Origin of the sequence: Bacillus sp. 22475 (assembly GCF_052044835.1) — a bacterium.
GTDB lineage: Bacteria > Bacillota > Bacilli > Bacillales > Bacillaceae_G > Bacillus_A > Bacillus_A cereus.
Genome location: NZ_JBQENW010000013.1, coordinates 34,045 through 57,326, shown reverse-complemented (window position 1 = coordinate 57,326; position 23,282 = coordinate 34,045). Strand labels below are relative to the sequence as shown.

Here is a 23,282-nt window from a genome sequence, read left to right as displayed (position 1 = left end):
GTAGTGAGGAGAAAAGATATGCGCTCATGGATTCAGAATACAAAAAAATTATTACCTGATCTGCTACCTGTTATGCAAACGAGAATGCAAATTCTTCAATACATTAGGCTCATGCAGCCGATTGGAAGAAGAAACTTATCAGCAAGTCTCGGTATGACAGAACGAGTATTGCGAAGTGAAGTTCAAGTTTTGAAAGAACAAAACTTAGTTCACGTCGCTTCTTCTGGAATGACTTTGACAGAAGAAGGAACAGCTTTAGTTCTTGCTTTGGAAGACTTTATGAAAGAAATTTCCGGGTTAAAGGTTTTAGAAAAGCAACTTAAGGAAACATTAGACTTGGATGAAGTTTTCGTTGTCCCTGGCGATAGTGATGAATCACCTTGGGTCAAACTGGAGATGGGCCGTGCTTGTGTGACTTGTATAAAAGACCGTCTGACAGCGAATAATATCGTTGCTGTGGCTGGAGGAACTACGCTAGCTGCTGCTGCGGACATGATGCAACTTGATTGCAAAGATTTACATATGCTATTTGTCCCAGCACGTGGTGGAATTGGAGAAGGTGTTGAATTAGAAGCCAATACCATTTGTGCCAAGATGGCGCAAAATACGATGAGTAATTATCGCTTATTGTATGTTCCAGACCATGTTAGTAGCGAAGCATATGCGTCTATTGTGACAGAGCCTTCCGTGAAAGAAGTTCTTGAGTTGATTCGATCTTCCAATATCGTCATTCATGGAATAGGTGATGCGTTAACAATGGCACGTCGCAGAAGTACTTCAGAAGCAGATTGGTTAAAGATTCAGGCAAGCGAAGCAGTTGGCGAAGCTTTCGGCTACTACTTTAATGAAGAAGGAAATGTTGTTCATAAAGTAAGAACAGTGGGTATGCAACTAGAGGATTTACAAAATGTATCTCACGTTGTTGCAGTCGCTGGAGGTTCTTCAAAGGCAAAAGCAATACAGGCTGTAATAAAGCAAGGGCACACTTCAATTCTAATTACAGATGAAGGTGCAGCAAAACAGTTAACAAAGGGTTTTACCCTTTAATATAATCCCCCAAGGAGGAAATTCAAATGACTAAAATTGGTATTAATGGATTTGGACGTATCGGACGTAACGTATTCCGCGCAGCTCTTAACAACTCTGAGGTAGAAGTAGTAGCAATCAACGACTTAACAGATGCTAAAACATTAGCTCACCTTTTAAAATATGACACAGTTCACGGAACTTTAAATGCAGAAGTATCTGCTAACGAAAACAGCATCGTTGTTAACGGTAAAGAAATTAAAGTTATCGCTGAGCGTGACCCAGCTCAATTACCATGGAGCGACTATGGAGTAGAAGTAGTAGTAGAATCTACTGGCCGTTTCACTAAAAAATCAGACGCTGAAAAACACTTAGGTGGATCAGTTAAGAAAGTTATCATCTCAGCTCCAGCTTCTGACGAAGATATCACTGTAGTTATGGGTGTTAACCACGAACAATACGATGCAGCTAACCACAACGTAGTATCTAACGCTTCTTGTACTACAAACTGTCTAGCTCCATTCGCTAAAGTATTAAACGAAAAATTCGGCGTAAAACGCGGAATGATGACAACAATTCACTCTTACACTAACGACCAACAAATCTTAGACTTACCACACAAAGATTTACGTCGTGCTCGTGCAGCAGCTGAAAACATGATTCCAACATCTACTGGTGCAGCTAAAGCTGTAGCATTAGTATTACCAGAACTTAAAGGTAAATTAAACGGTGGCGCTGTACGTGTTCCAACTGCTAACGTTTCTCTTGTTGACTTAGTTGTTGAACTTGACAAAGAAGTAACAGTTGAAGATGTAAACGCAGCATTCAAAGCAGCAGCTGAAGGCGAATTAAAAGGTATCCTTGGATACAGCGAAGAGCCATTAGTATCTATCGACTATAACGGATGTACAGCTTCTTCTACAATCGATGCATTATCTACAATGGTAATGGAAGGTAACATGGTTAAAGTACTTTCTTGGTACGATAACGAAACTGGTTACTCTAACCGCGTAGTAGACTTAGCAGCTTACATGACTTCTAAAGGTCTTTAATTCTTAATTATATAAGCAATCAATGACAAAACGAGGGAGAGGGTTTGTTCCCTCTCTCTCTTCTTTCGTTTTAAAAGCAAATGTGTTAAGCTTTTGAATGGGTTTTGTCAATCCTAACTAGTAGTCGGAGGGAAATCCAATGAACAAAAAATCAATTCGTGACGTAGATTTAAAAGGTAAGCGTGTATTTTGCCGCGTTGATTTCAACGTACCTATGAAAGAAGGCAAAATTACAGATGAAACTCGTATCCGTGCAGCTCTTCCTACAATTCAATATTTAGTAGAGCAAGGTGCGAAAGTTATTTTAGCAAGCCACTTAGGCCGTCCAAAAGGTCAAGCAGTAGAAGAATTACGTCTTACTCCAGTAGCAGCACGTTTAGGCGAGCTTCTTGGTAAAGATGTTAAAAAAGCGGACGAAGCATTCGGACCAGTTGCACAAGAAATGGTTGCAGCAATGAACGAAGGCGACGTATTAGTTCTTGAAAACGTACGTTTCTATGCGGGCGAAGAAAAGAACGATGCAGAACTTGCGAAAGAATTTGCAGCACTTGCTGACATCTTCGTAAACGATGCATTCGGTGCAGCTCACCGTGCTCATGCTTCTACAGCAGGTATCGCAGACTACCTACCAGCAGTATCTGGTCTATTAATGGAAAAAGAGTTAGATGTACTTGGTAAAGCACTTTCTAACCCAGAACGTCCATTTACAGCTATCATCGGTGGTGCGAAAGTAAAAGATAAAATCGGTGTAATTCGTCATCTATTAGACAAAGTAGATAACTTAATCATCGGTGGCGGACTTGCTTACACATTCGTTAAAGCTTTAGGTCATGAAATTGGTCTATCTCTATGTGAAGACGACAAGATTGAACTAGCTAAAGAATTTATGCAACTTGCAAAAGAAAAAGGCGTAAACTTCTACATGCCAGTTGATGTTGTAATCACTGAGGAATTCTCTGAAACTGCAACAACTAAAATCGTTGGTATCGACTCTATCCCTTCTAACTGGGAAGGCGTGGACATCGGTCCTAAAACACGTGAAATTTATGCAGATGTAATTAAAAATTCTAAGCTTGTTGTATGGAATGGACCAATGGGTGTATTCGAAATGACTCCATTCGCAGAAGGTACAAAAGCAGTAGGACAAGCATTAGCAGATGCAGAAGATACATACTCTGTTATCGGCGGTGGTGACTCTGCAGCAGCTGTTGAAAAATTCGGTATGGCTGATAAAATGAGCCACATTTCTACTGGCGGCGGTGCGTCATTAGAATTCATGGAAGGTAAAGAGCTTCCAGGTGTAGTTTGTCTTAACGACAAATAAGTAGCAGCCAAAGAAAAAGGACGGTGCAAAGCATGCGTAAACCAATTATCGCAGGTAACTGGAAAATGAATAAAACTCTATCTGAAGCAGTTAGCTTCGTAGAGGAAGTTAAAGGTCAAATCCCAGCAGCTTCAGCTGTTGATGCAGTAGTTTGCTCTCCAGCTCTATTCTTAGAGCGCCTTGTAGCAGCAACTGAAGGAACTGACTTACAAGTAGGTGCACAAAACATGCACTTCGAAAAAAATGGTGCATTCACTGGCGAAATTAGCCCAGTAGCACTTAGCGACTTAAAAGTTGGCTATGTAGTACTTGGCCACTCTGAGCGTCGTGAAATGTTTGCTGAAACAGATGAGTCAGTAAACAAAAAGACTATCGCAGCATTTGAACATGGTTTAACACCAATCGTATGTTGTGGTGAGACTTTAGAAGAGCGCGAAAGCGGAAAAACATTTGATCTAGTAGCAGGTCAAGTGACAAAAGCACTTGCAGGTTTAACAGAAGAGCAAGTTAAAGCAACTGTTATCGCTTATGAGCCAATCTGGGCTATCGGTACAGGTAAATCTTCTTCTTCTGCAGATGCAAACGAAGTATGTGCGCACATCCGTAAAGTTGTTGCAGAAGCTGTTTCTCCAGAAGCTGCAGAAGCTGTTCGTATCCAATACGGCGGTAGCGTAAAACCAGAAAACATTAAAGAGTATATGGCACAATCTGACATCGACGGCGCTTTAGTTGGCGGTGCTAGCTTAGAGCCTGCTTCGTTCTTAGGTCTTCTGGGGGCGGTAAAATGAGAAAGCCAACAGCTTTAATCATTCTTGACGGTTTCGGACTTCGTGAAGAAACTTACGGGAATGCTGTAGCACAAGCTAAGAAACCTAATTTTGATGGCTACTGGAACAAATTCCCTCATACAACGCTTACAGCTTGTGGTGAGGCGGTAGGTCTTCCAGAAGGTCAAATGGGTAACTCTGAGGTTGGTCACTTAAATATCGGTGCTGGCCGCGTAGTATATCAAAGCTTAACACGCGTTAACGTTGCAATTCGTGAAGGTGAGTTCGATAAGAACGAAACTTTCCAAAATGCAATTAAAAGCGTAAAAGAAAAAGGTACTGCACTTCATTTATTCGGTTTACTTTCTGACGGTGGTGTGCACAGTCACATGAACCATATGTTTGCTCTTCTTCGCTTAGCAGCAAAAGAAGGCGTGGAGAAAGTTTATATCCATGCATTCTTAGACGGCCGCGATGTTGGACCACAAACAGCAAAAGGTTATATCAATGCAACGAATGAAGTAATTAAAGAAACAGGAGTAGGACAATTCGCGACTATCTCTGGTCGTTATTACTCTATGGACCGTGACAAGCGTTGGGATCGCGTAGAAAAATGTTACAGTGCTATGGTGAATGGTGAAGGCCCTACTTATAAATCAGCAGAAGAGTGTGTAGAAGACTCTTATGCGAACGGTATCTATGATGAATTCGTATTGCCGTCTGTAATTGTTAACGAAGATAACACGCCAGTTGCAACAATCAATGATGATGATGCAGTTATCTTCTATAACTTCCGTCCAGACCGTGCAATTCAAATTGCTCGTGTATTTACAAACGAAGACTTCCGTGAGTTCGATCGTGGTGAAAAAGTACCTCACATTCCAGAATTCGTATGTATGACACACTTCAGTGAAACTGTAGATGGTTACGTGGCATTCAAGCCAATGAACCTTGATAACACTTTAGGTGAAGTTGTTGCGCAAGCGGGATTAAAGCAACTTCGCATCGCGGAAACTGAAAAGTATCCGCACGTTACATTCTTCTTTAGCGGTGGTCGTGAGGCTGAATTCCCAGGAGAAGAGCGTATCTTAATTAACTCACCAAAGGTTGCAACGTATGACTTGAAACCTGAAATGAGCATTTACGAAGTAACGGACGCTTTAGTAAATGAAATCGAAAATGATAAACATGATGTTATCATTCTTAACTTTGCGAACTGTGATATGGTTGGCCATTCTGGGATGATGGAACCAACAATTAAAGCAGTAGAAGCAACTGACGAATGTTTAGGAAAAGTTGTAGAAGCGATTCTTGCAAAAGATGGTGTAGCACTTATTACTGCTGACCATGGTAATGCTGATCAGGAGTTAACTGCTGATGGCGGTCCTATGACAGCTCATACAACTAACCCGGTTCCTTTCATCGTTACAAAAAATGATGTAGAGCTTCGTGAAGGTGGTATTTTAGGAGATATCGCTCCAACAATGCTTACACTTTTAAATGTGGAACAACCGAAAGAAATGACAGGTAAAACAATTATTAAATAATTTGCTTATATAAAAAGGAGAGAATTTATTATGTCAACAATTATTGATGTTTATGCTCGCGAAGTCCTTGACTCTCGTGGTAACCCAACTGTAGAAGTAGAAGTTTACACAGAAAGCGGCGCTTTCGGACGCGCTATCGTACCAAGTGGTGCATCTACTGGTGAGCACGAAGCAGTAGAATTACGTGACGGTGACAAATCTCGTTACCTTGGTAAAGGTGTTGTTAACGCAGTAAACAACGTTAACGAAATTATCGCTCCAGAAATCGCTGGTTTCGATGTAACTGACCAAGCTGGTATCGACCGTGCTATGATCGAATTAGATGGCACTCCAAACAAAGGTAAACTAGGCGCTAACGCTATCCTTGGTGTATCTATGGCAGTAGCTCACGCAGCAGCTGACTTCGTAGGTCTTCCATTATACCGTTACCTTGGTGGATTCAATGCAAAACAATTACCAACTCCAATGATGAACATCATCAACGGTGGTTCTCACGCTGATAACAACGTTGACTTCCAAGAGTTCATGATCTTACCAGTTGGTGCTCCAACATTCAAAGAATCAATCCGTATGGGTGCTGAAGTATTCCATGCACTTAAAGCTGTATTACATGACAAAGGTCTTAACACTGCAGTAGGTGACGAAGGTGGATTCGCTCCAAACCTTGGTTCTAACCGTGAAGCTCTAGAAGTAATCATCGAAGCTATCGAAAAAGCTGGTTACAAAGCTGGCGAGAACGTATTCTTAGGAATGGACGTTGCTTCTTCTGAGTTCTACAACAAAGAAACTGGTAAATATGACCTTGCAGGCGAAGGCCGTACTGGCTTAACTTCTGCAGAAATGGTTGATTTCTACGAAGAGCTTTGCAAAGACTTCCCAATCATCTCTATCGAAGATGGTTTAGACGAAAACGACTGGGATGGTCACAAATTATTAACTGAGCGTATCGGTGATAAAGTACAATTAGTTGGTGACGATTTATTCGTAACTAACACTCAAAAACTTGCTGAAGGTATCGAAAAAGGTATCTCTAACTCAATCTTAATTAAAGTTAACCAAATCGGTACTTTAACTGAGACTTTCGAAGCTATCGAAATGGCTAAACGTGCTGGTTACACAGCAGTTGTATCTCACCGTTCTGGTGAAACTGAAGATGCTACAATCGCTGACATCGCAGTTGCAACTAACGCTGGCCAAATCAAAACTGGTTCTATGAGCCGTACTGACCGTATTGCTAAGTACAACCAATTATTACGCATCGAAGACGAACTAGGCGAAATCGCTGTTTACGATGGTATCAAATCTTTCTATAACATCAAACGATAATTGTAGAAAATAAACGACAGACCGTGAGAAATCACGGTCTGTTTTTTTTATCTTAAAATTGTTCACCTGTCATAAGTGACATGAAATGTTTGAAGAAGCGGTTATAATCAAAATCAATTGCTATTTGATGACTCGGCCAATCAATAAATGGTTTAGGTTCTCCTAAAGAGCGAAATTCTCCAATGCTTGCCCCCTGTGCATAAGATTCTGTCATGACAACGATAGGTGATTTGTGATAGGTAAACATAGAGTTATCAAGTAAAGCGAGTATTGGCATTGTGTCATGGAAGGGGCTGCCCTTTAAATGTGGTAGGGCGTCTTTATAATATCCGTAGTAATAATGATCGAATAACGGTTTAACAAGTGGGGCTTTTCCTTTGGCCTCAATGTATTCGGCCATTTCTGGTGTAATGATGGAATATTGGGTGACGTTTAATGGGTATATGTACATGTTAGCTGCGGATTGAAGGACTATATTAGCTGCAGTAGGGTCGCCATAAAAGTTTGCTTCGGAAATAGGGGTAACATTACCAGGATGTAAAAAGGCACCGCCCATTACGTAGTAAGATTTAACTTGCTCCATTAATTGTTTACATACGATAAATAAAATTGCTAGGGAGGTAAGTCTTCCTAAGCTCACAATAATTAATTCATCTTTATACTGTTCAATAAGAGGAATAACTTCAAAAAAATTCTCCATTTCTTCGCTAGTTACATTCACCTTTGGAATAATTGGCCCGAGCCCTTGTTTCCCGTGTACATCTGTAAAAAAAGCAGGAGGAGCACCAGTAATTGGACGTTCTGATCCACCAAAGATTTTGATATTTCTACCCTTTACTTCGCTTGTAAGAAAATGAGCATTTTCTACGGCCATTTTTTTTGGAACATTGCCGTAATCAGCAACGATACCGACGATTTCTATTTCATTGATAAAGAATGCTAAGAGGAGAGCCATCGTATCATCAATCCCAGGATCACAAAAAATGAGAACTTTTTTGGGCATATGTTCACCACCTATCTTGTTTATCCCGTACAAACCCGCTTGGTGAGGAATGATCAATGGGGATGAGGAAACCCTCAATGATTAAAGTTTCACTTTATATATATGTAAGTTTAAGGATAAAAAGATTATTTTATTGAAATAACAGTCTTATAAATTCAGAAAATAAAAACTTTTTATATTAGGTCAAGGTTTTTGACGTAATTTTCATTTGGAAATGCAGTCATATCAAGGTTGTAAGCGTATAACATCGGCTTTTTTTGCTGTCAAGTTGATAAATTGCAGCTTTTTACAATTTATACTATGATAAAGATATTAACAGAAGATCGTATAAACATGAGGGATGATGAACATGAAATTTACAAAGATTCTTGTCCAAATTGCTGCTCTTTACGTGTTTTATATGGTTGGAACTTGGGTGCAAGAAATGTTAAACATTCCAATTCCAGGAAGTTTGATTGGGATGTTCCTCCTACTTGTTTTACTTAGCCTAAAAGTTCTTCCAGTGAAATGGTTCGATTTAGGAGCAGAAACACTCGTTGCTATTATGCCGTTTTTATTAATTCCGCCAACGCTTGGCCTAATGAATTACGGTGCTTTTTTTATGAGTAAAGGAATTTCTCTTTTCATTACAGTTGTAGCGAGTACATTTTTAATTATTATTGTCGCAGGACATACAGGACAATATCTTGCGAATAGGAAGGAAAGAGAGTCGCGATGAGCCAAATATTAATCGGAATCGGTTGGGTTCTTTTTACGGTGCTATTATATCAATTATCTAAAAAAATCTATAAATTATTTCCAACACCATTCACCATTCCAATGCTTGTAGCAACAGGATTAATGGCTTTCCTATTTATCGTGCTTGATATACCATATCAACATTATATGGAAAGTGGTGGTGGCTGGATTGCAAAGCTACTTGGACCCGGTGTTGTAGCATTTGCAATTCCTCTTTATAAACAACGTCATGTTCTGCAAAAATATGTTGTACCGATTGCTGGCGGGGTATTAGTAGGTACAACAGTCGCAATCGCTAGTGATTTTGCTATTGCTTCACTTATGGGAACAGATAAAAGCTTAATCTTATCGTCTTTACCAAAATCGGTGACAATGCCAGTTGCGATGAGCGTTTCTGAACAAGTTGGTGGTGTACCTTCCTTAACAGCAGCTTTCGTTGTTATCGCAGGTATTACTGGAACAATTACAGGACCTCTCTTATTAAAATGGAGCCGTGTTACAAACTCAGTTGGTAAAGGTATCGGATTTGGATGTGCTTCTCATATTATGGGTGTTATGAGAGCGATGAAAAATAACGAACATGAAGGTGTTATTGGATCGGTAACAATGACATTAACAGCAATTTTGACATGTTTACTTGGACCGTTATTTGCAATGATGTTTATGTAATAGAAGAAAAGCGAGAGCGACTCTATAGCTCTCGCTTTTCTATAGGATTTATGCTACAGTTACAATAACTGAATCTTTGTAGGAGGTACGCCAAGTGCATACGTTATTATCCGTTTTACTTATTACTGTATCGATTTTAATGATTGTTATGGTACTTATGCAGTCTAGTAATAGCTCAGGCCTTTCAGGTGCAATTTCAGGCGGTGCAGAGCAATTATTTGGTAAGCAAAAAGCACGTGGAATTGAAGCAGTATTAAACCGTATTACAATTGTTTTAGCTGTATTGTTCTTTGTATTAACAATTGCTGTTACGTACTTAAACTTATAGAATTGAAAGAAGAAGCGTTAGTAAGATGTACTAATGGTTCTTCTTTTTTGTTTTGCCATTTGAAAGATGTTTCTAATTAGATTATAGAAATGTAAATATGGTACACTAGATATAGAAAGAATACGACTAGATTACAGAAGAGAAAGAGGAGAAGTACATGATGAAATTAGCATCTCCGAAACCATTTACATTTGAGGGTGGAGACCGCGCTGTTTTATTACTACATGGATTCACAGGGAACTCAGCTGATGTACGTATGTTAGGGCGTTTCTTAGAAAAGAAAGGCTATACTTGTCATGCGCCAATTTATAAAGGGCACGGTGTACCACCAGAAGAGCTTGTTCATACAGGCCCTACAGATTGGTGGCAAGATGTAACGGAGGCATATCAGCTTTTAAAAGATAAAGGTTTTGAGAAAATTGCTGTTGTTGGATTGTCACTTGGCGGCGTATTTTCTTTAAAATTAGGTTATACAGTACCGGTTTTAGGTGTAGTACCAATGTGTGCACCGATGTATATTAAGAGCGAAGAAACGATGTACCAAGGTATATTGGCATATGCCCGCGAATATAAAAAACGTGAGCAAAAATCACCAGAACAAATTGAACAAGAAATGTTGGAATTCCAAAAGACACCGATGAATACATTAAAAGCATTACAACAATTAATTGCTGACGTACGTAACAATGTGGATATGATTTATGCACCAACATTTGTTGTACAAGCACGTCATGACGAAATGATTAATACAGATAGTGCTAACATTATTTATAACGGTGTAGAATCTACGTTAAAAGACATTAAATGGTATGAAGACTCTACGCATGTCATTACACTTGATAAACAACGTGATGAGCTACATGAGGATGTATATAACTTCTTGGAGCAACTAGATTGGTAAGATCTAGTTGCCTCTTTTTTTCATAAGGAATTTTTTGTGAAAACTGTAAAAATCATAAGGGGAGTATTGAAGTTTCGCTTTATACATCCCCTATCTTTCGGATACACTAAATAATATAAGGTTTTAAAGGAGGTATTTTTGCTTGGAAGAAATCACACAAGAACATATTGATAAGTTGTTATTATTTATGAGAGAAGAAGCGTATAAACCGCTAACGATACAAGAGTTAGAAGAGGCATTTGGAATTGAAGGTTCTGAGGGCTTTAAAGATTTTGTAAAGGCACTTGTAATGATGGAAGAGAAGGGACTTGTTATTCGTACACGTAGCAACCGTTACGGTCTTCCTGAAAAGATGAATTTAGTAAGAGGTAAGTTAATTGGACATGCACGTGGCTTTGCATTCGTTGTACCAGACGAGAAGAAAACGGGAGACGATGATCTTTTCATCCCTCCTACAGAATTAAACGGTGCACTTCATGGCGATACAGTATTAGCACGACTTAGTTCTCAATCGAGCGGTTCACGTCAAGAAGGTTCAATTGTACGCATTTTAGAGCGTGGAACGAAAGAACTTGTTGGTACATATACAGAATCGAAAAACTTTGGCTTTGTTATACCTGACAATAAGCGCTGGACGAGTGATATCTTTATCTTGAAAAGTGCATCAATGGGTGCTGTAGAAGGTCATAAGGTAGTTGTGAAAATTACGAGCTACCCAGAAAACCGTTTAAGTGCAGAAGGTGAAGTTATTCAAATTCTAGGTCATAAAAATGATCCAGGAGTAGATATTTTATCTGTCATTCATAAACATCATTTACCTTTAGCATTCCCTGAAGAAGTGATGGAGCATGCAAACAGTGTACCAGAAACGATTTCAGAAGAAGATTTAAAAGATCGCCGTGATTTACGTGATCAAATGATCGTAACGATTGATGGTGCAGATGCGAAAGATTTAGATGACGCTGTTACAGTAACGAAGCTTGAGAACGGCAATTACAAGCTAGGCGTTCACATTGCGGATGTAAGTCATTACGTTCAAGAAGGTTCTCCAATTGATGTAGAAGCAGCGGAAAGAGCGACAAGTGTGTATCTTGTTGACCGTGTAATTCCAATGATTCCACATCGTCTATCTAACGGTATTTGCTCATTAAATCCGAAAGTAGACCGTCTGACATTATCTTGTGAAATGGAAATCAACAACTTAGGTGATGTTGTTAAACACGAGATTTTCCAAAGTGTGATTAAAACGACAGAGCGTATGACGTATGCTGACGTAAGAAGCATTTTAGAAGATGAGGACGAAGAGTTAATTAAGCGTTATGAGTCATTAGTACCGATGTTTAAAGAGATGGGGCAATTGGCACAAATTCTACGTGAAAAACGTATGCGCCGTGGTGCAATTGACTTTGACTTTAAAGAAGCGAAAGTATTAGTAGATGAAGAAGGAAAACCGACTGATGTTGTTATGCGCGATCGTTCTGTATCAGAGAAGTTAATTGAAGAATTTATGCTTGTTGCGAACGAAACAGTAGCAGAGCACTTCCACTGGATGAACGTACCGTTTATGTATCGTGTCCATGAAGATCCGAAAGAAGATAAGCTTGAGCGTTTCTTCGAGTTTGTAACGAACTTCGGATATGCGGTAAAAGGACGTGCGAATGAAGTACATCCTCGTGCGCTGCAACAAATTCTTGAAATGGTTCAAGGACAGCCTGAAGAAGTAGTAATTTCAACGGTTATGCTTCGTTCTATGAAGCAAGCACGTTACGATTCGGAGAGCTTAGGACATTTCGGCTTATCAACTGAGTTCTACACGCATTTCACATCGCCAATTCGTCGTTACCCAGATACGATTGTTCATAGATTAATTCGTGAATACATCATTAACGGTAAAGTCGACAGTGAAACACAAGCAAAATGGCGTGAAAACTTACCAGAGATTGCAGAGCACTCTTCTAATATGGAACGCCGTGCTGTTGAAGCAGAGCGTGAAACAGACGAAATGAAAAAAGCAGAGTATATGGTCGATAAGATCGGTGAAGAGTATGACGGTATGATTAGCTCTGTAACAAACTTCGGTCTGTTTGTAGAGCTTCCAAATACGATTGAAGGTCTTGTACACGTTAGCTACTTAACGGATGATTACTATCGTTACGACGAAAAACATTTCGCTATGATCGGAGAACGTACAGGAAACGTATTCCGCATCGGTGATGAAATTACAATTCGCGTTATTAACGTAAACAAAGACGAGCGTGCAATCGACTTTGAAATCGTTGGTATGAAAGGCACACCTCGCCGTAAGTTCAAAGATCGTCCAGTCGTTATCGAGCAGCCAAGAACAGGCAGAAAGAAACGCGGTGGACGTAGCGAGCGCAGTAATGAGCGCGGCGGTGAACGTGGCACAGGTAGAAAATTTGACCGTGGTGGCAAAGGAAAAGGAAGAGGATCCGCATCTGCATCCACATCCGCATCCGCAAGTCAGCCAGGGAAAAAAGATGGTAACGGCAAGAAGAAAAAAGGATTTTTCGAAAACGTACCAGGATTCAAGAAGAAAAAGAAAAAGCGTAAGTAAGAAAAGAGTGGCTTCGCTTTGATGAAAAGCGGGGCTTTTTCTTTTTTCTTGGTGGCTTGAGAGCGAGCCACTTTCGCTTTTTATCGGAATCCAGCTACAGTGGCTAGAATGTTTGGCGGCTTCGCTTCTTCCCGAGAGGCAAAGAGCGCCTCAAGGTCAGAAGCTCCATCCACCTCACATTCTGAACGAGCCACTTTCGCTTTTAATGGAATCTAGCTACAGTGGCTAGAATCTATGGGCCATTTCACTCCCTCGGACGAAGCAAAAAGCGCTTCTCTGTCGGGAGTTCCAATGTCCAAAGATTCTGAGCGAGCCACTTTCGTTTTTTATTAACATTTGTTACAATAGTAAAAATAGAGGAGGGACGTTATATGCCAAAAGGTACAGGTAAGGTTATTGCACAAAATAAAAAAGCGTTTCATGATTATTTCATTGAAGAAACATACGAAGCAGGGCTTGTCCTTCAAGGAACGGAAATTAAGTCGATTCGCGCTGGTCGCGTGAACTTGAAAGATGCGTTTGCACGTGTACATAATGGTGAGGTATGGGTTCATAATATGCACATTAATACGTACGAACAAGGGAATCGTTTCAACCATGATCCACTCCGTACGAGAAAATTACTTCTTCATAAAAAAGAAATTGATAAGCTAGCGGGCGCAGCAAAAGAAACAGGTTACGCATTAGTTCCACTTAGAATCTATTTGAAAAATGGATTTGCAAAAATGGCACTTGGTTTAGCAAAAGGTAAGAAACAATACGATAAACGTCACGATTTAAAAGAGAAAGAAGCGAAACGTGAAATTGCACGCGTGTTCCGTGATCGCCAAAAGATGTAATACAGATATTTACATTTGTAAAACGGCGCGCGTATGATATAATAACTTATGTAAGGTTGTTGCACATTGAAAAACAGCTCTTAGTAGCTATCACGATATTTTCTTCGTATGCTCCATTTTTATCATGGGGACGTTACGGATTCGACAGGGATAGTTCGAGCTTAGGTTGCGAGTCGAGGGGATCGGCCTCGTTAAAACGTCAAAGCCTATAATTGGCAAACAAAACAATCTTTCTTTAGCTGCTTAATTGCACTAAAGGTTCCTCCCTCCATCGTCCATGTGGTAGGGTAAGGGACTCAAACTAAGTGGACTACGCCGGAGTTCGCCGTCTGAGGGCGAAGGAAGAGAACAATCAGACTAGCAACTTGGAAGCCTGTCGATAGGCCGAAGAGTTCGCGAAATGCTAATATATCGACTACACTCGTAGAAGCTTAAGTGCCGATATTTTTGGACGTGGGTTCGACTCCCACCGTCTCCACCAATACATATTTGGTGGTTTTTTTATTTTGTGTGAATTTAAGTATAATATTTCCATAATGGAAATATTATACTTAAATTTAATTTAGGCAAAAATATACTTAATATTTATATGATATTTTAAAGGGAGCATAACTTTGCATAAAATGCAGGTTTATGCTTCTTTTTTGTTATGTAAAGATATGCTTCTTCAAAGTGATATTAATTAATAATTCATGTTGTTTTAGAATAAAGTTTGTTCAAGTTAAGCAAATAACCTTGATAAACAAACAAAAAGAAAAAAGCGTGTTTTGAAAAAAGTTTGTTCAAAACACGCCCTTAATATTTTCAATTGGTTTATTCTTTTATAAAAAGTTGGATCATTTCCTATCTATATTGCTCAACAATTCCACCCTATAGCTTAATAAGAAAACCTTTTATTCAAATACAACCATTTCTCCGACATCTATAAATCCAAATCGCTTATAGATATTTTTCCCATCATCTGAAGCCTGTAATACAACTGGTTTTTGTTTATCTGTTGTTTGATTTAGAAGAAATTGAAACATTTCACTGCCAATTCCTTTACCTCTAAATGTTTCTTTTGTCATCACATCATAAATACCATAACTATCTTTGCTTTCTATTAATAAACCAGTAGTTACAGGCATGTCATCTATGCATCCAATAAACATTTGAACTTCTGAACCTAATTTTACTTGTGAAAACTTATTAAAATAACTTTCTAATGCATCTTTTTCTGGTGTACCCTCAAATAAGCTCATGAATACGTCTATATATTTTAAAAGTTCTTCATTATTTTTCACATTAGTAATCATAAGTTGATGGGAAATTCTTTGATCAACATTAAGAGTATTTTCAAGTTTCATCATTACATTACGTTCCGCTTCTTTTAGGTCATATTCTTGCATAAGTTTTGTCCAATCCTCAGTTAAATACTGAGCATCAATCCAAATACTAAAGGGATATTTTTTATATGAAAAATTATCGATTCCATGTCTAATCTTAACTGCATTTTTGATATTTGGAGATTTCGGCAATACAATATTGAATGTATCAGTAGGAATTTCTGTATTTGCTATGATGAAATCTTCTTCCTTTGTAAGTTTTCCACTAACTGTATGAGTAAATACTTTTAATTTTTCTTCCAAATTGTTTATTACTAATTGTTGATTTGTAATCATGTTTTTGCACCTTTCAATTCAATTTAGCGCGCTTTTTTTTTATTATAAGGTCAACTAAACACTAAATATACAGTGTTCACAGTATTTACATCCTCCCATAATATTCAGAAAATATTGAAGTGATTTTTCTTCTAGGTTTAAAGCAATAGAAAAAATACCGTATTTTGTTTTGTAGTTTTATAAAATGCATAAGTTGATGGGGCAGTAACCCTGAAACAGAAAATGAAGGAATGGTTATTGATGATAAGCAGGTAGATACTATAGCTGCTAGTAAACGCTCAATTGGTGAGTGTTTATTATTGTTTCACTTTATTCGAATTTCCATATGTTTTGTGTTTTTAACCATACCTATTGTAATATTATATAGAGTTCTCCTAATAAACTGTTTTAATGGATTATTTAGGGGTTTTAAATTTATAAATCTTAAATTGTTTTTTCGGGATAATTTTTTATCTAACTAAGTTATATTGAAGTAGAGGTGAACCATCGGTGAAGCAGGTGTTGGTGATTAAAAATGAACGGTCTTCAGCAAAGAAAATCGTAAGCGGTCTAACGCAAGAAGGCTATTTCATTTTAAAACTTCACAATGAAAACGAAGGTTTAAATATAATATATGAACAAGATTGGGATATTATCATATTGGATTGGGATTCATTAAGTATATCTGGACCAGAAATTTGCAGACAAATACGACTTGTTAAAACGACACCGATCATTATTGTGACTGACAATATTTCTAGTAAGGATTGCGTAGCAGGGTTACAAGCAGGAGCAGATGATTATATCAGAAAACCATTTGCGAAAGAAGAATTAGTAGCAAGGGTTCAAGCAATTTTAAGGAGAAGTGATTGTAACCAGCAAAAGGAGATAAACTTTTTTCAGTTTAAAGATCTCTTTGTTGATGCATCTAGCAATATTGTGAAAAAAGGTGGCGAAAACCTCTCGCTTACTAAGCGAGAGTACGATTTACTTGTATTTTTAATCAAGAATAAAAACACAATATTGAGCCGTGAAATGCTTTTGAATCAAGTATGGGGATATAACGTAGTAGTAAATCCAAATGTAGTAGACTTATATATTGGGTATGTAAGAAAAAAGTTAAAGTGCGAGAAGAAAGACAGATATATTCAAACGATACATGGCAGAGGCTATTCAATGATTGACTGATAAAAATAAGATAATAAAAAATGAGTAAAATTATTTCATTCGGTTTTACTCATTTTTTTATTAAATATGATAATCAAATAGTTTCTGAGAAATATTAATAGATGAAAACTGTAAAAAGAATATTTCTATCAGGCAATGGATTATGAAAACATTAGCTATTAATGAGCATCTTTTGGGTAGTGTGGAGGGGACGATTCTAGCTCGCATTAGTTGAGACCAGATCTACTGAAAGTGTCTACTCGAAAAAAATCGACACGCTCTGAAGAATAAAGGTTAATCAACACGCCCGACTTCATATATTACTTTGTTTGCCTGATTTTATGAATTCACACCATTCACAAGATTTTCACAGAATTAATGACTATACTAATTAACAGGATGTTCAAATGAAAATGATTATCAATAGCGATTCGATTGAATAAAAGTTACCTTCTAATTCAATCTATGGATGTCATCATTTTCGAAATAAATCACACTATAAGGAGTATACATATGAAAAAATCTATGCTTTTAAAATTAGTGAGTATTCTAGCAGTTTTCACTTTAATGTTAGTAGCTTGCTCAGATTCAAGTAAAGAAACTTCGAAGGCTAATAATAAAGATAATGGTAGTGATAAGCCAAAAACGGTTGAAATCACTGATGCTCATGGAACTGTTAAAGTCCCTGTAAACCCAAAGAATGTAGTTGCTTTGGATAACAGAACTTTTGAAACTTTATCTGATTGGGGAATTAAATTAGCGGCTGCTCCAAAGGATATCATGCCTGCTGATTCAGCATATAAAAAGGATGAAAAAGTTCAAAATATTGGGAATCACCGTGAACCAAATCTAGAAATTATTGCAGCGGCAAATCCTGAACTTGTAATTGTTGGTCAAAGATTTGCTGACCATTACGAAGAAATCAAAAAATTAGTACCAAATGCAGCAGTTATTGATCTTAATTTTGATGTTTCTGAGAAAGCTACTAAGCCTGGCGAAAACTTAGTAAAAGGACTTAAAGATTCTACAGTTACTTTAGGAAAAATCTTTAATAAAGATAAAGAAGCTAAACAATTAGTAGCTGATTTTGATAAATCTATTGAAAAAGCAAAATCTGCTTATAACGGAAAAGATAAAGTTATGAGTGTTATCGTTACTGGTGGTAATATTGGTTTTGCTGCGCCACATTCTGGTCGTGTTTGGGGACCAATGTATGAAATTTTCGGTTGGACTCCAGCGTTAGAAGTTTCAAATTCTACTGCAGGTCATAAAGGTGATGACGTTTCTGTTGAAGCTATTGCACAAACAAATCCTGATTGGATTTTCGTATTAGATCGTGATGCTGCAACATCTGATGCAGCTAAGTCAACACCTGCTAAGGATGTTATTTCTAAATCACCTGCTCTTCAAAACACAACTGCTGTTTCTAAAAAACAAGTTATTTATGCACCAGAAGATACTTACACAAATGAATCAATTCAAACTTATATAGAGTTATTTGGAAATATGGCAAAAACTTTAGCTAAGTAGTGTAAAGGGGTACGAAACAGTGTCAAAAAATATGATTTCTAGGGTTGAGAATATTTCTCAACCCCAGTTTTATAATCAAAATAAAATATGGACAAAACCTTTTATAATAGCAGTTATAGTTGTTATAATTTTAGGGATTATATCACTGTTTACTGGAGTTTATGATATACGTGGACAAGAGGACGGGACAGAGATGTTTTTCATAACTCGTGTTCCGAGAACAGCTGCATTAATGCTTACTGGAGCTGCGATGGCGATGGCAGGGCTCGTAATGCAACTCATTACACAGAATCGCTTTGTTGAACCTACTACAACGGGGACTATTGAATGGTCAGGCTTAGGCCTGCTTTTTGTGTATTTATTATTTCCTGCCCCGACTTTAGTTCAAAGAATGACTGGTGCAATCATTTTTTCTTTTATAGGAACTATGATTTTCTTTCTATTTTTAAGAAGAGTTAAGCTTCGTTCGTCTTTAATTGTTCCGATTATTGGATTGATGCTTGGAGCAGTAATTTCTGCAGTGTCTACTTTTTTAGGACTCCTTTTTCAAAAGACGCAAAGTATTGAAACTTGGTTTGTAGGTTCATTTGCTAACATTCAGGTGGGAAGATATGAATATTTATGGCTGATTGTTATCATTACTTTTCTTATTTTTATGTATGCTAATAGATTGACTTTAGCTGGACTAGGAGAAGATGTCGCAACAAGTCTTGGAGTTAATTACAATAGAATTGTTCTTTTTGGGACTGCTCTTATCTCTGTTGCAGTTGGAATTGTTGCAGCTGTTATTGGACACTTACCTTTCTTAGGATTAATTGTGCCAAATATCGTTTCAATGTTTAGAGGTGATGATCTTAGGAGTAATTTACCTTGGGTTTGTGTGATCGGAATGGGATCAATAACTGCCTGTGACATCATTTCTCGAACAATTATACAGCCTTTTGAATTACCTGTTTCTTTAATACTTGCAACAGTGGGAGCAGTCGTGTTTATTACTATTTTATTGAGACAAAGAAAACCAAGGAGGCTACGATGATCACATTAGAATATAGAAAAAAAGAAAATGTCGAAATCGATTCTAGCCTTCATAATGAAAGTAGATCAGCTAGCGCTTTTCGGTCTAAGAAGGAAGCAAGACGTTATTGGATTTTACTGATAACATTGATTGCTTTAGGTCTTCTTTCTTCATATGGACTTTTAGTTTATAACAATCCAGTTCCGATAGATTCACCTTCTTTTATCCCAGTCGTTAAGAGAAGGATAGTAGCTATTGTTGCAATGATTATTGCTGCGGTTTGCCATAGCTTGTCGACAGTTGCTTTCCAATCTATTACGAATAATAAAATTATTACTCCTTCACTTTTAGGTTTCGAATCACTGTATTCAGCAATTCAAACGAGTACAGTATTCTTCTTTGGTGCTAGTGCGTTAATAAATTTTAATGGAATTGGCTCATTTTTATTCCAAGTTGTTGTTATGGTCTTCATGAGTTTAATACTTTATGGATGGTTACTTTCCGGTAAATACGGAAATTTACAACTTATGCTTTTAGTTGGAATTATTATTGGTACCGGGCTAAATTCTGTGTCAACTTTCATGAGAAAACTACTTGCGCCTTCAGAATTTGATATTTTACAAGCAAGATTATTTGGTTCTGTTAATCATGCAGATCCTGCATATTTTCCTATTGTAATTCCTATGATCATAATTGTAGCAGTATTGATTTTTGCTCATTCTAAGAATTTGAATGTTTTGTCACTAGGAAAGGATGTTGCTACTTCTTTCGGGGTTAAATATCAACCTAGTGTAATTTATACGCTTGTATTAGTAGCTATTTTGATGTCCATTTCAACAGCTCTAATTGGACCACTTACTTTCTACGGCTTTTTAGTAGCAACTTTGAGTTATCAGGCAGCGTCAACTTATGATCATAGATATATTTTTCCGATGGCTTTTGCTATAGGGTTTTTAATAATGACGAGCGCATACTTTTTAATGTATCATGTATTCCATGCTCAAGGTGTAGTTTCAGTTATTATTGAATTATTTGGTGGAATCATATTCTTAACTATAGTTTTAAGGAAGAGGGCTTTATGATAAAAATTGATAATGTTAAAAAGTTCTATACTGATAAGGTAAAAATAGGACCTTTGGATATTGAAATACCAAAAGCAGGCTTTACTTCTTTAATTGGACCAAATGGTGCTGGAAAGTCAACAACACTTTTGATGATTGGCAGACTTTTAGATATGGATGAAGGCCAAATTCAGGTAGCAAATATGGATGTTTCTGAATCCAAATCAAAAGACTTAGCAAAAGTTTTGACTATATTGCGACAAGAAAATCATTTTGTAACTAGGCTTACTGTGAGACAACTAGTTGGATTTGGGCGCTTTCCTTATTCAAAGGGAAGATTAACTAAAGAAGATGAGGCTATCATCTCTAAATATATCGATTTCTTAGATTTAACTAGTTTAGAGAATAGATATTTAGATGAGCTTTCTGGTGGTCAAAGACAAAGGGCATATGTAGCGATGGTATTGTGCCAAGAGACGGAATATGTACTTTTGGACGAACCTCTGAACAACCTTGATGTTGCTCGTTCTGTTCAAATGATGGAGCATTTGAGACGTGCAGCTAATGAATTTGGACGAACAATTTTGACTGTCATGCATGACATAAATTTTGCAGCTAAATACTCGGATAAAATTTGTGCTATGAAAGATGGACAAATTGCTGCTTTTGGAACAGTAGAAGAGGTTATGGACCCAACACTTTTGACAGATATTTTTGAAACAAAAATAGAAATTATTAATGGTCCTTATGGGCCGATCGCAGTTTATTAGTTATAAAATGTCTTGCGTAGATTATGCAAGCTACTCTAGTTGAAGTTGCTGTCTATATTTTATAGGCAGCAGCTTTTTTTATGTGATTACTCATAAAATGCAAAAGAATGCTTCACCTTTTCAAGTATGTACCAAACGAAAAAATATCTCTGTATAATTTTTCAAAAGAATTCAGCTTGTTTTTTGTATATGTAATATTGCATATCAGAGTGTATTGATAAAAGTGTAAGGGGTCACTATAATGAGGGCATAAAGATAAATCACATTTTCGTAGCAATAAAAAGGAGGAAATAATATGGAAATCGCAATGGCAGTTTTAAAATTTGTAGGTGGCGTAATCCCGTTAATTCAAGAACTTTTAAAAGCATTTATGTAAGTTTATTAGTTAGCTATCATTTATCAATCACTATCATATTTTACTAAAAAAAGAACGGGGTGATTTTTCTGAATATTAAGAAAAACACTAAAAGAAGAAAGTTCCTTACATGTTTATTAGTTAGTCTATGCACTATTAATTATTCATCTATTTCCTTCGCAGAAACACAAGCAAGTAATGTAACTGATGTAACCAAAAATGCTAGTGGCATTAATACTGGTATAGCAAATCTTAAATATAATAATCAAGAGGTTTTAGCTGTAAATGGTGATAAAGTAGAAAGTTTTGTTCCGAAAGAAAGTATCAATTCAAATGGTAAATTTGTAGTAGTGGAACGCGAGAAAAAATCACTTACAACGTCACCAGTCGATATTTCAATTATTGATTCTGTAGTGAATCGCACGTATCCAGGAGCTGTACAACTTGCTAATAAAGCTTTTGCAGACAATCAACCAAGTTTATTAGTGGCTAAGAGAAAGCCTTTGAATATTAGTATAGACTTACCGGGCATGAGAAAAGAAAATACAATCACTGTCCAAAATCCGACATATGGTAATGTAGCTGGAGCAGTAGACGATTTAGTATCTACTTGGAATGAAAAGTATTCTACAACACATACGTTACCTGCAAGAATGCAGTATACGGAATCTATGGTTTATAGTAAATCACAAATAGCAAGTGCTCTTAATGTTAACGCTAAATATCTTGATAACAGTCTAAACATTGATTTTAATGCGGTTGCAAATGGAGAGAAAAAAGTGATGGTAGCGGCGTATAAGCAAATATTTTATACGGTAAGTGCTGAACTACCTAACAATCCATCCGACCTTTTTGACAATAGCGTTACTTTTGACGAGTTAACTCGAAAAGGCGTAAGTAATTCGGCTCCACCTGTTATGGTTTCAAATGTAGCTTATGGTAGAACGATTTATGTAAAATTAGAAACAACATCTAAGAGCAAAGATGTACAAGCTGCTTTTAAAGCCTTACTTAAGAATAACAGCGTTGAAACAAGTGGACAGTATAAAGATATTTTTGAAGAAAGTACCTTTACTGCTGTAGTATTAGGCGGAGATGCGAAAGAGCATAACAAGGTTGTTACTAAAGATTTCAATGAAATCCGAAATATTATTAAAGATAATGCTGAATTAAGTCTTAAAAATCCAGCATACCCAATTTCATATACAAGTACTTTCTTAAAAGATAATGCAACTGCTGCTGTTCATAACAATACAGATTATATTGAGACGACAACTACAGAATATTCAAGTGCTAAAATGACACTTGATCATTACGGTGCTTACGTTGCTCAATTTGATGTATCTTGGGATGAATTCACATTTGACCAAAAGGGGAACGAAGTACTAACACATAAAACATGGGATGGTAGCGGAAAAGACAAAACGGCTCATTACTCTACAGTTATCCCACTTCCACCGAACTCCAAAAATATAAAAATTGTTGCAAGAGAATGTACAGGTCTTGCATGGGAATGGTGGAGAACAATTATTAATGAACAAAACGTTCCATTAACAAATGAAATAAAAGTTTCAATTGGAGGAACAACATTATATCCAACAGCTAGTATTAGTCATTAAGTATAAAAAACACTTTTTCCACGGAAGAGG

The 23,282-nt window shown here is 37.2% G+C and carries 20 protein-coding genes and 1 other RNA gene; 19 read left to right on the top strand and 2 right to left on the bottom strand.

Features of this window, described 5'->3' with window-relative positions; all coding sequences use genetic code 11:
• Positions 1-18 precede the first annotated feature (18 nt).
• The 6 genes from cggR (at position 19) to eno (ending at position 7,042) form a co-directional block, all read left to right on the top strand.
• Positions 19-1,047, top strand: a complete 1,029-nt coding sequence (gene cggR, locus ACTJJY_RS19825) for a gapA transcriptional regulator CggR (protein ID WP_001258185.1) — start codon at positions 19-21, stop codon at positions 1,045-1,047.
• A gap of 26 nt (positions 1,048-1,073) precedes the next feature.
• Positions 1,074-2,078 (top strand): type I glyceraldehyde-3-phosphate dehydrogenase, encoded by a 1,005-nt coding sequence (gene gap, locus ACTJJY_RS19820; RefSeq protein ID WP_000161234.1) that lies wholly within the window; start codon positions 1,074-1,076, stop codon positions 2,076-2,078.
• A gap of 139 nt (positions 2,079-2,217) precedes the next feature.
• Entirely contained in the window at positions 2,218-3,402 is a 1,185-nt protein-coding gene (locus ACTJJY_RS19815) for a phosphoglycerate kinase (RefSeq protein WP_001036331.1), read from the top strand.
• Positions 3,403-3,434: 32 nt separating this feature from the next.
• The gene (gene tpiA / locus ACTJJY_RS19810) at positions 3,435-4,190 is read left to right on the top strand and encodes a triose-phosphate isomerase (protein WP_001231038.1); all 756 of its coding nucleotides are present in this window, start codon (positions 3,435-3,437) and stop codon (positions 4,188-4,190) included.
• Positions 4,187-5,716 (top strand): 2,3-bisphosphoglycerate-independent phosphoglycerate mutase, encoded by a 1,530-nt coding sequence (gene gpmI, locus ACTJJY_RS19805; RefSeq protein WP_440606350.1) that lies wholly within the window; start codon positions 4,187-4,189, stop codon positions 5,714-5,716. Before tpiA ends, gpmI begins: the two co-directional genes overlap by 4 nt.
• 30 nt (positions 5,717-5,746) lie before the next feature.
• Complete coding sequence (gene eno, locus ACTJJY_RS19800; protein ID WP_000103951.1) at positions 5,747-7,042, top strand: phosphopyruvate hydratase; 1,296 nt, start codon at positions 5,747-5,749, stop codon at positions 7,040-7,042.
• 52 nt (positions 7,043-7,094) lie between these two features.
• Here the strand turns inward: eno and ACTJJY_RS19795 are convergent, their stop codons facing one another.
• Entirely contained in the window at positions 7,095-8,045 is a 951-nt protein-coding gene (locus ACTJJY_RS19795) for a nucleoside hydrolase (protein WP_440606349.1), read from the bottom strand.
• Between the two features lie 349 nt (positions 8,046-8,394).
• Between ACTJJY_RS19795 and ACTJJY_RS19790 the strand changes: the two genes are divergently transcribed.
• The 7 genes from ACTJJY_RS19790 (at position 8,395) to ssrA (ending at position 14,576) form a co-directional block, all read left to right on the top strand.
• On the top strand, positions 8,395-8,763 hold the full coding sequence (locus ACTJJY_RS19790; protein WP_000673222.1) for a CidA/LrgA family holin-like protein: 369 nt from the start codon (positions 8,395-8,397) through the stop codon (positions 8,761-8,763).
• Positions 8,760-9,452, top strand: a complete 693-nt coding sequence (locus ACTJJY_RS19785) for an LrgB family protein (protein ID WP_000078304.1) — start codon at positions 8,760-8,762, stop codon at positions 9,450-9,452. The genes ACTJJY_RS19790 and ACTJJY_RS19785 overlap by 4 nt, the downstream gene beginning before the upstream one ends.
• Before the next feature lie 94 nt (positions 9,453-9,546).
• Positions 9,547-9,780 carry a preprotein translocase subunit SecG gene (gene secG / locus ACTJJY_RS19780; RefSeq protein ID WP_000557266.1) on the top strand — a complete coding sequence of 78 codons (234 nt, stop codon included), beginning with the start codon at positions 9,547-9,549 and terminating at the stop codon, positions 9,778-9,780.
• Between the two features lie 160 nt (positions 9,781-9,940).
• Positions 9,941-10,681, top strand: a complete 741-nt coding sequence (gene estA, locus ACTJJY_RS19775) for a carboxylesterase (RefSeq protein ID WP_000761986.1) — start codon at positions 9,941-9,943, stop codon at positions 10,679-10,681.
• A 142-nt stretch (positions 10,682-10,823) separates the two neighbouring features.
• Complete coding sequence (gene rnr, locus ACTJJY_RS19770; RefSeq protein WP_440606348.1) at positions 10,824-13,256, top strand: ribonuclease R; 2,433 nt, start codon at positions 10,824-10,826, stop codon at positions 13,254-13,256.
• Positions 13,257-13,627: 371 nt separating this feature from the next.
• Entirely contained in the window at positions 13,628-14,095 is a 468-nt protein-coding gene (gene smpB / locus ACTJJY_RS19765; RefSeq protein WP_001123920.1) for an SsrA-binding protein, read from the top strand.
• A gap of 126 nt (positions 14,096-14,221) precedes the next feature.
• Positions 14,222-14,576, top strand: a transfer-messenger RNA (tmRNA) gene (gene ssrA / locus ACTJJY_RS19760).
• Positions 14,577-14,988: 412 nt separating this feature from the next.
• Here ssrA and ACTJJY_RS19755 read toward each other — a convergent pair.
• Positions 14,989-15,756: a GNAT family N-acetyltransferase gene (locus ACTJJY_RS19755; protein ID WP_440606347.1), complete on the bottom strand. Its 768-nt coding sequence runs from the start codon at positions 15,754-15,756 to the stop codon at positions 14,989-14,991.
• A 489-nt stretch (positions 15,757-16,245) separates the two neighbouring features.
• Between ACTJJY_RS19755 and ACTJJY_RS19750 the strand changes: the two genes are divergently transcribed.
• The 6 genes from ACTJJY_RS19750 to alo all read left to right on the top strand — a co-directional run bounded on the left by ACTJJY_RS19750 (position 16,246) and on the right by alo (position 23,252).
• Positions 16,246-16,923: a response regulator transcription factor gene (locus ACTJJY_RS19750; protein WP_113303133.1), complete on the top strand. Its 678-nt coding sequence runs from the start codon at positions 16,246-16,248 to the stop codon at positions 16,921-16,923.
• Positions 16,924-17,415: 492 nt separating this feature from the next.
• A complete protein-coding gene (locus ACTJJY_RS19745; RefSeq protein WP_000749449.1) occupies positions 17,416-18,432 on the top strand; it encodes a siderophore ABC transporter substrate-binding protein in 1,017 nt (338 codons plus the stop codon).
• A 19-nt stretch (positions 18,433-18,451) separates the two neighbouring features.
• On the top strand, positions 18,452-19,468 hold the full coding sequence (locus ACTJJY_RS19740; protein WP_000042077.1) for an ABC transporter permease: 1,017 nt from the start codon (positions 18,452-18,454) through the stop codon (positions 19,466-19,468).
• Positions 19,465-20,529: an iron chelate uptake ABC transporter family permease subunit gene (locus ACTJJY_RS19735; RefSeq protein ID WP_000631245.1), complete on the top strand. Its 1,065-nt coding sequence runs from the start codon at positions 19,465-19,467 to the stop codon at positions 20,527-20,529. The genes ACTJJY_RS19740 and ACTJJY_RS19735 overlap by 4 nt, the downstream gene beginning before the upstream one ends.
• Positions 20,526-21,278, top strand: coding sequence for an iron ABC transporter ATP-binding protein (locus ACTJJY_RS19730; RefSeq protein ID WP_000590061.1), 753 nt, complete (start codon positions 20,526-20,528; stop codon positions 21,276-21,278). The genes ACTJJY_RS19735 and ACTJJY_RS19730 overlap by 4 nt, the downstream gene beginning before the upstream one ends.
• A 435-nt stretch (positions 21,279-21,713) precedes the next feature.
• The gene (alo, locus tag ACTJJY_RS19725; protein ID WP_000576745.1) at positions 21,714-23,252 is read left to right on the top strand and encodes an anthrolysin O/cereolysin O family cholesterol-dependent cytolysin Alo; all 1,539 of its coding nucleotides are present in this window, start codon (positions 21,714-21,716) and stop codon (positions 23,250-23,252) included.
• The last annotated feature ends 30 nt before the right edge of the window (positions 23,253-23,282 follow it).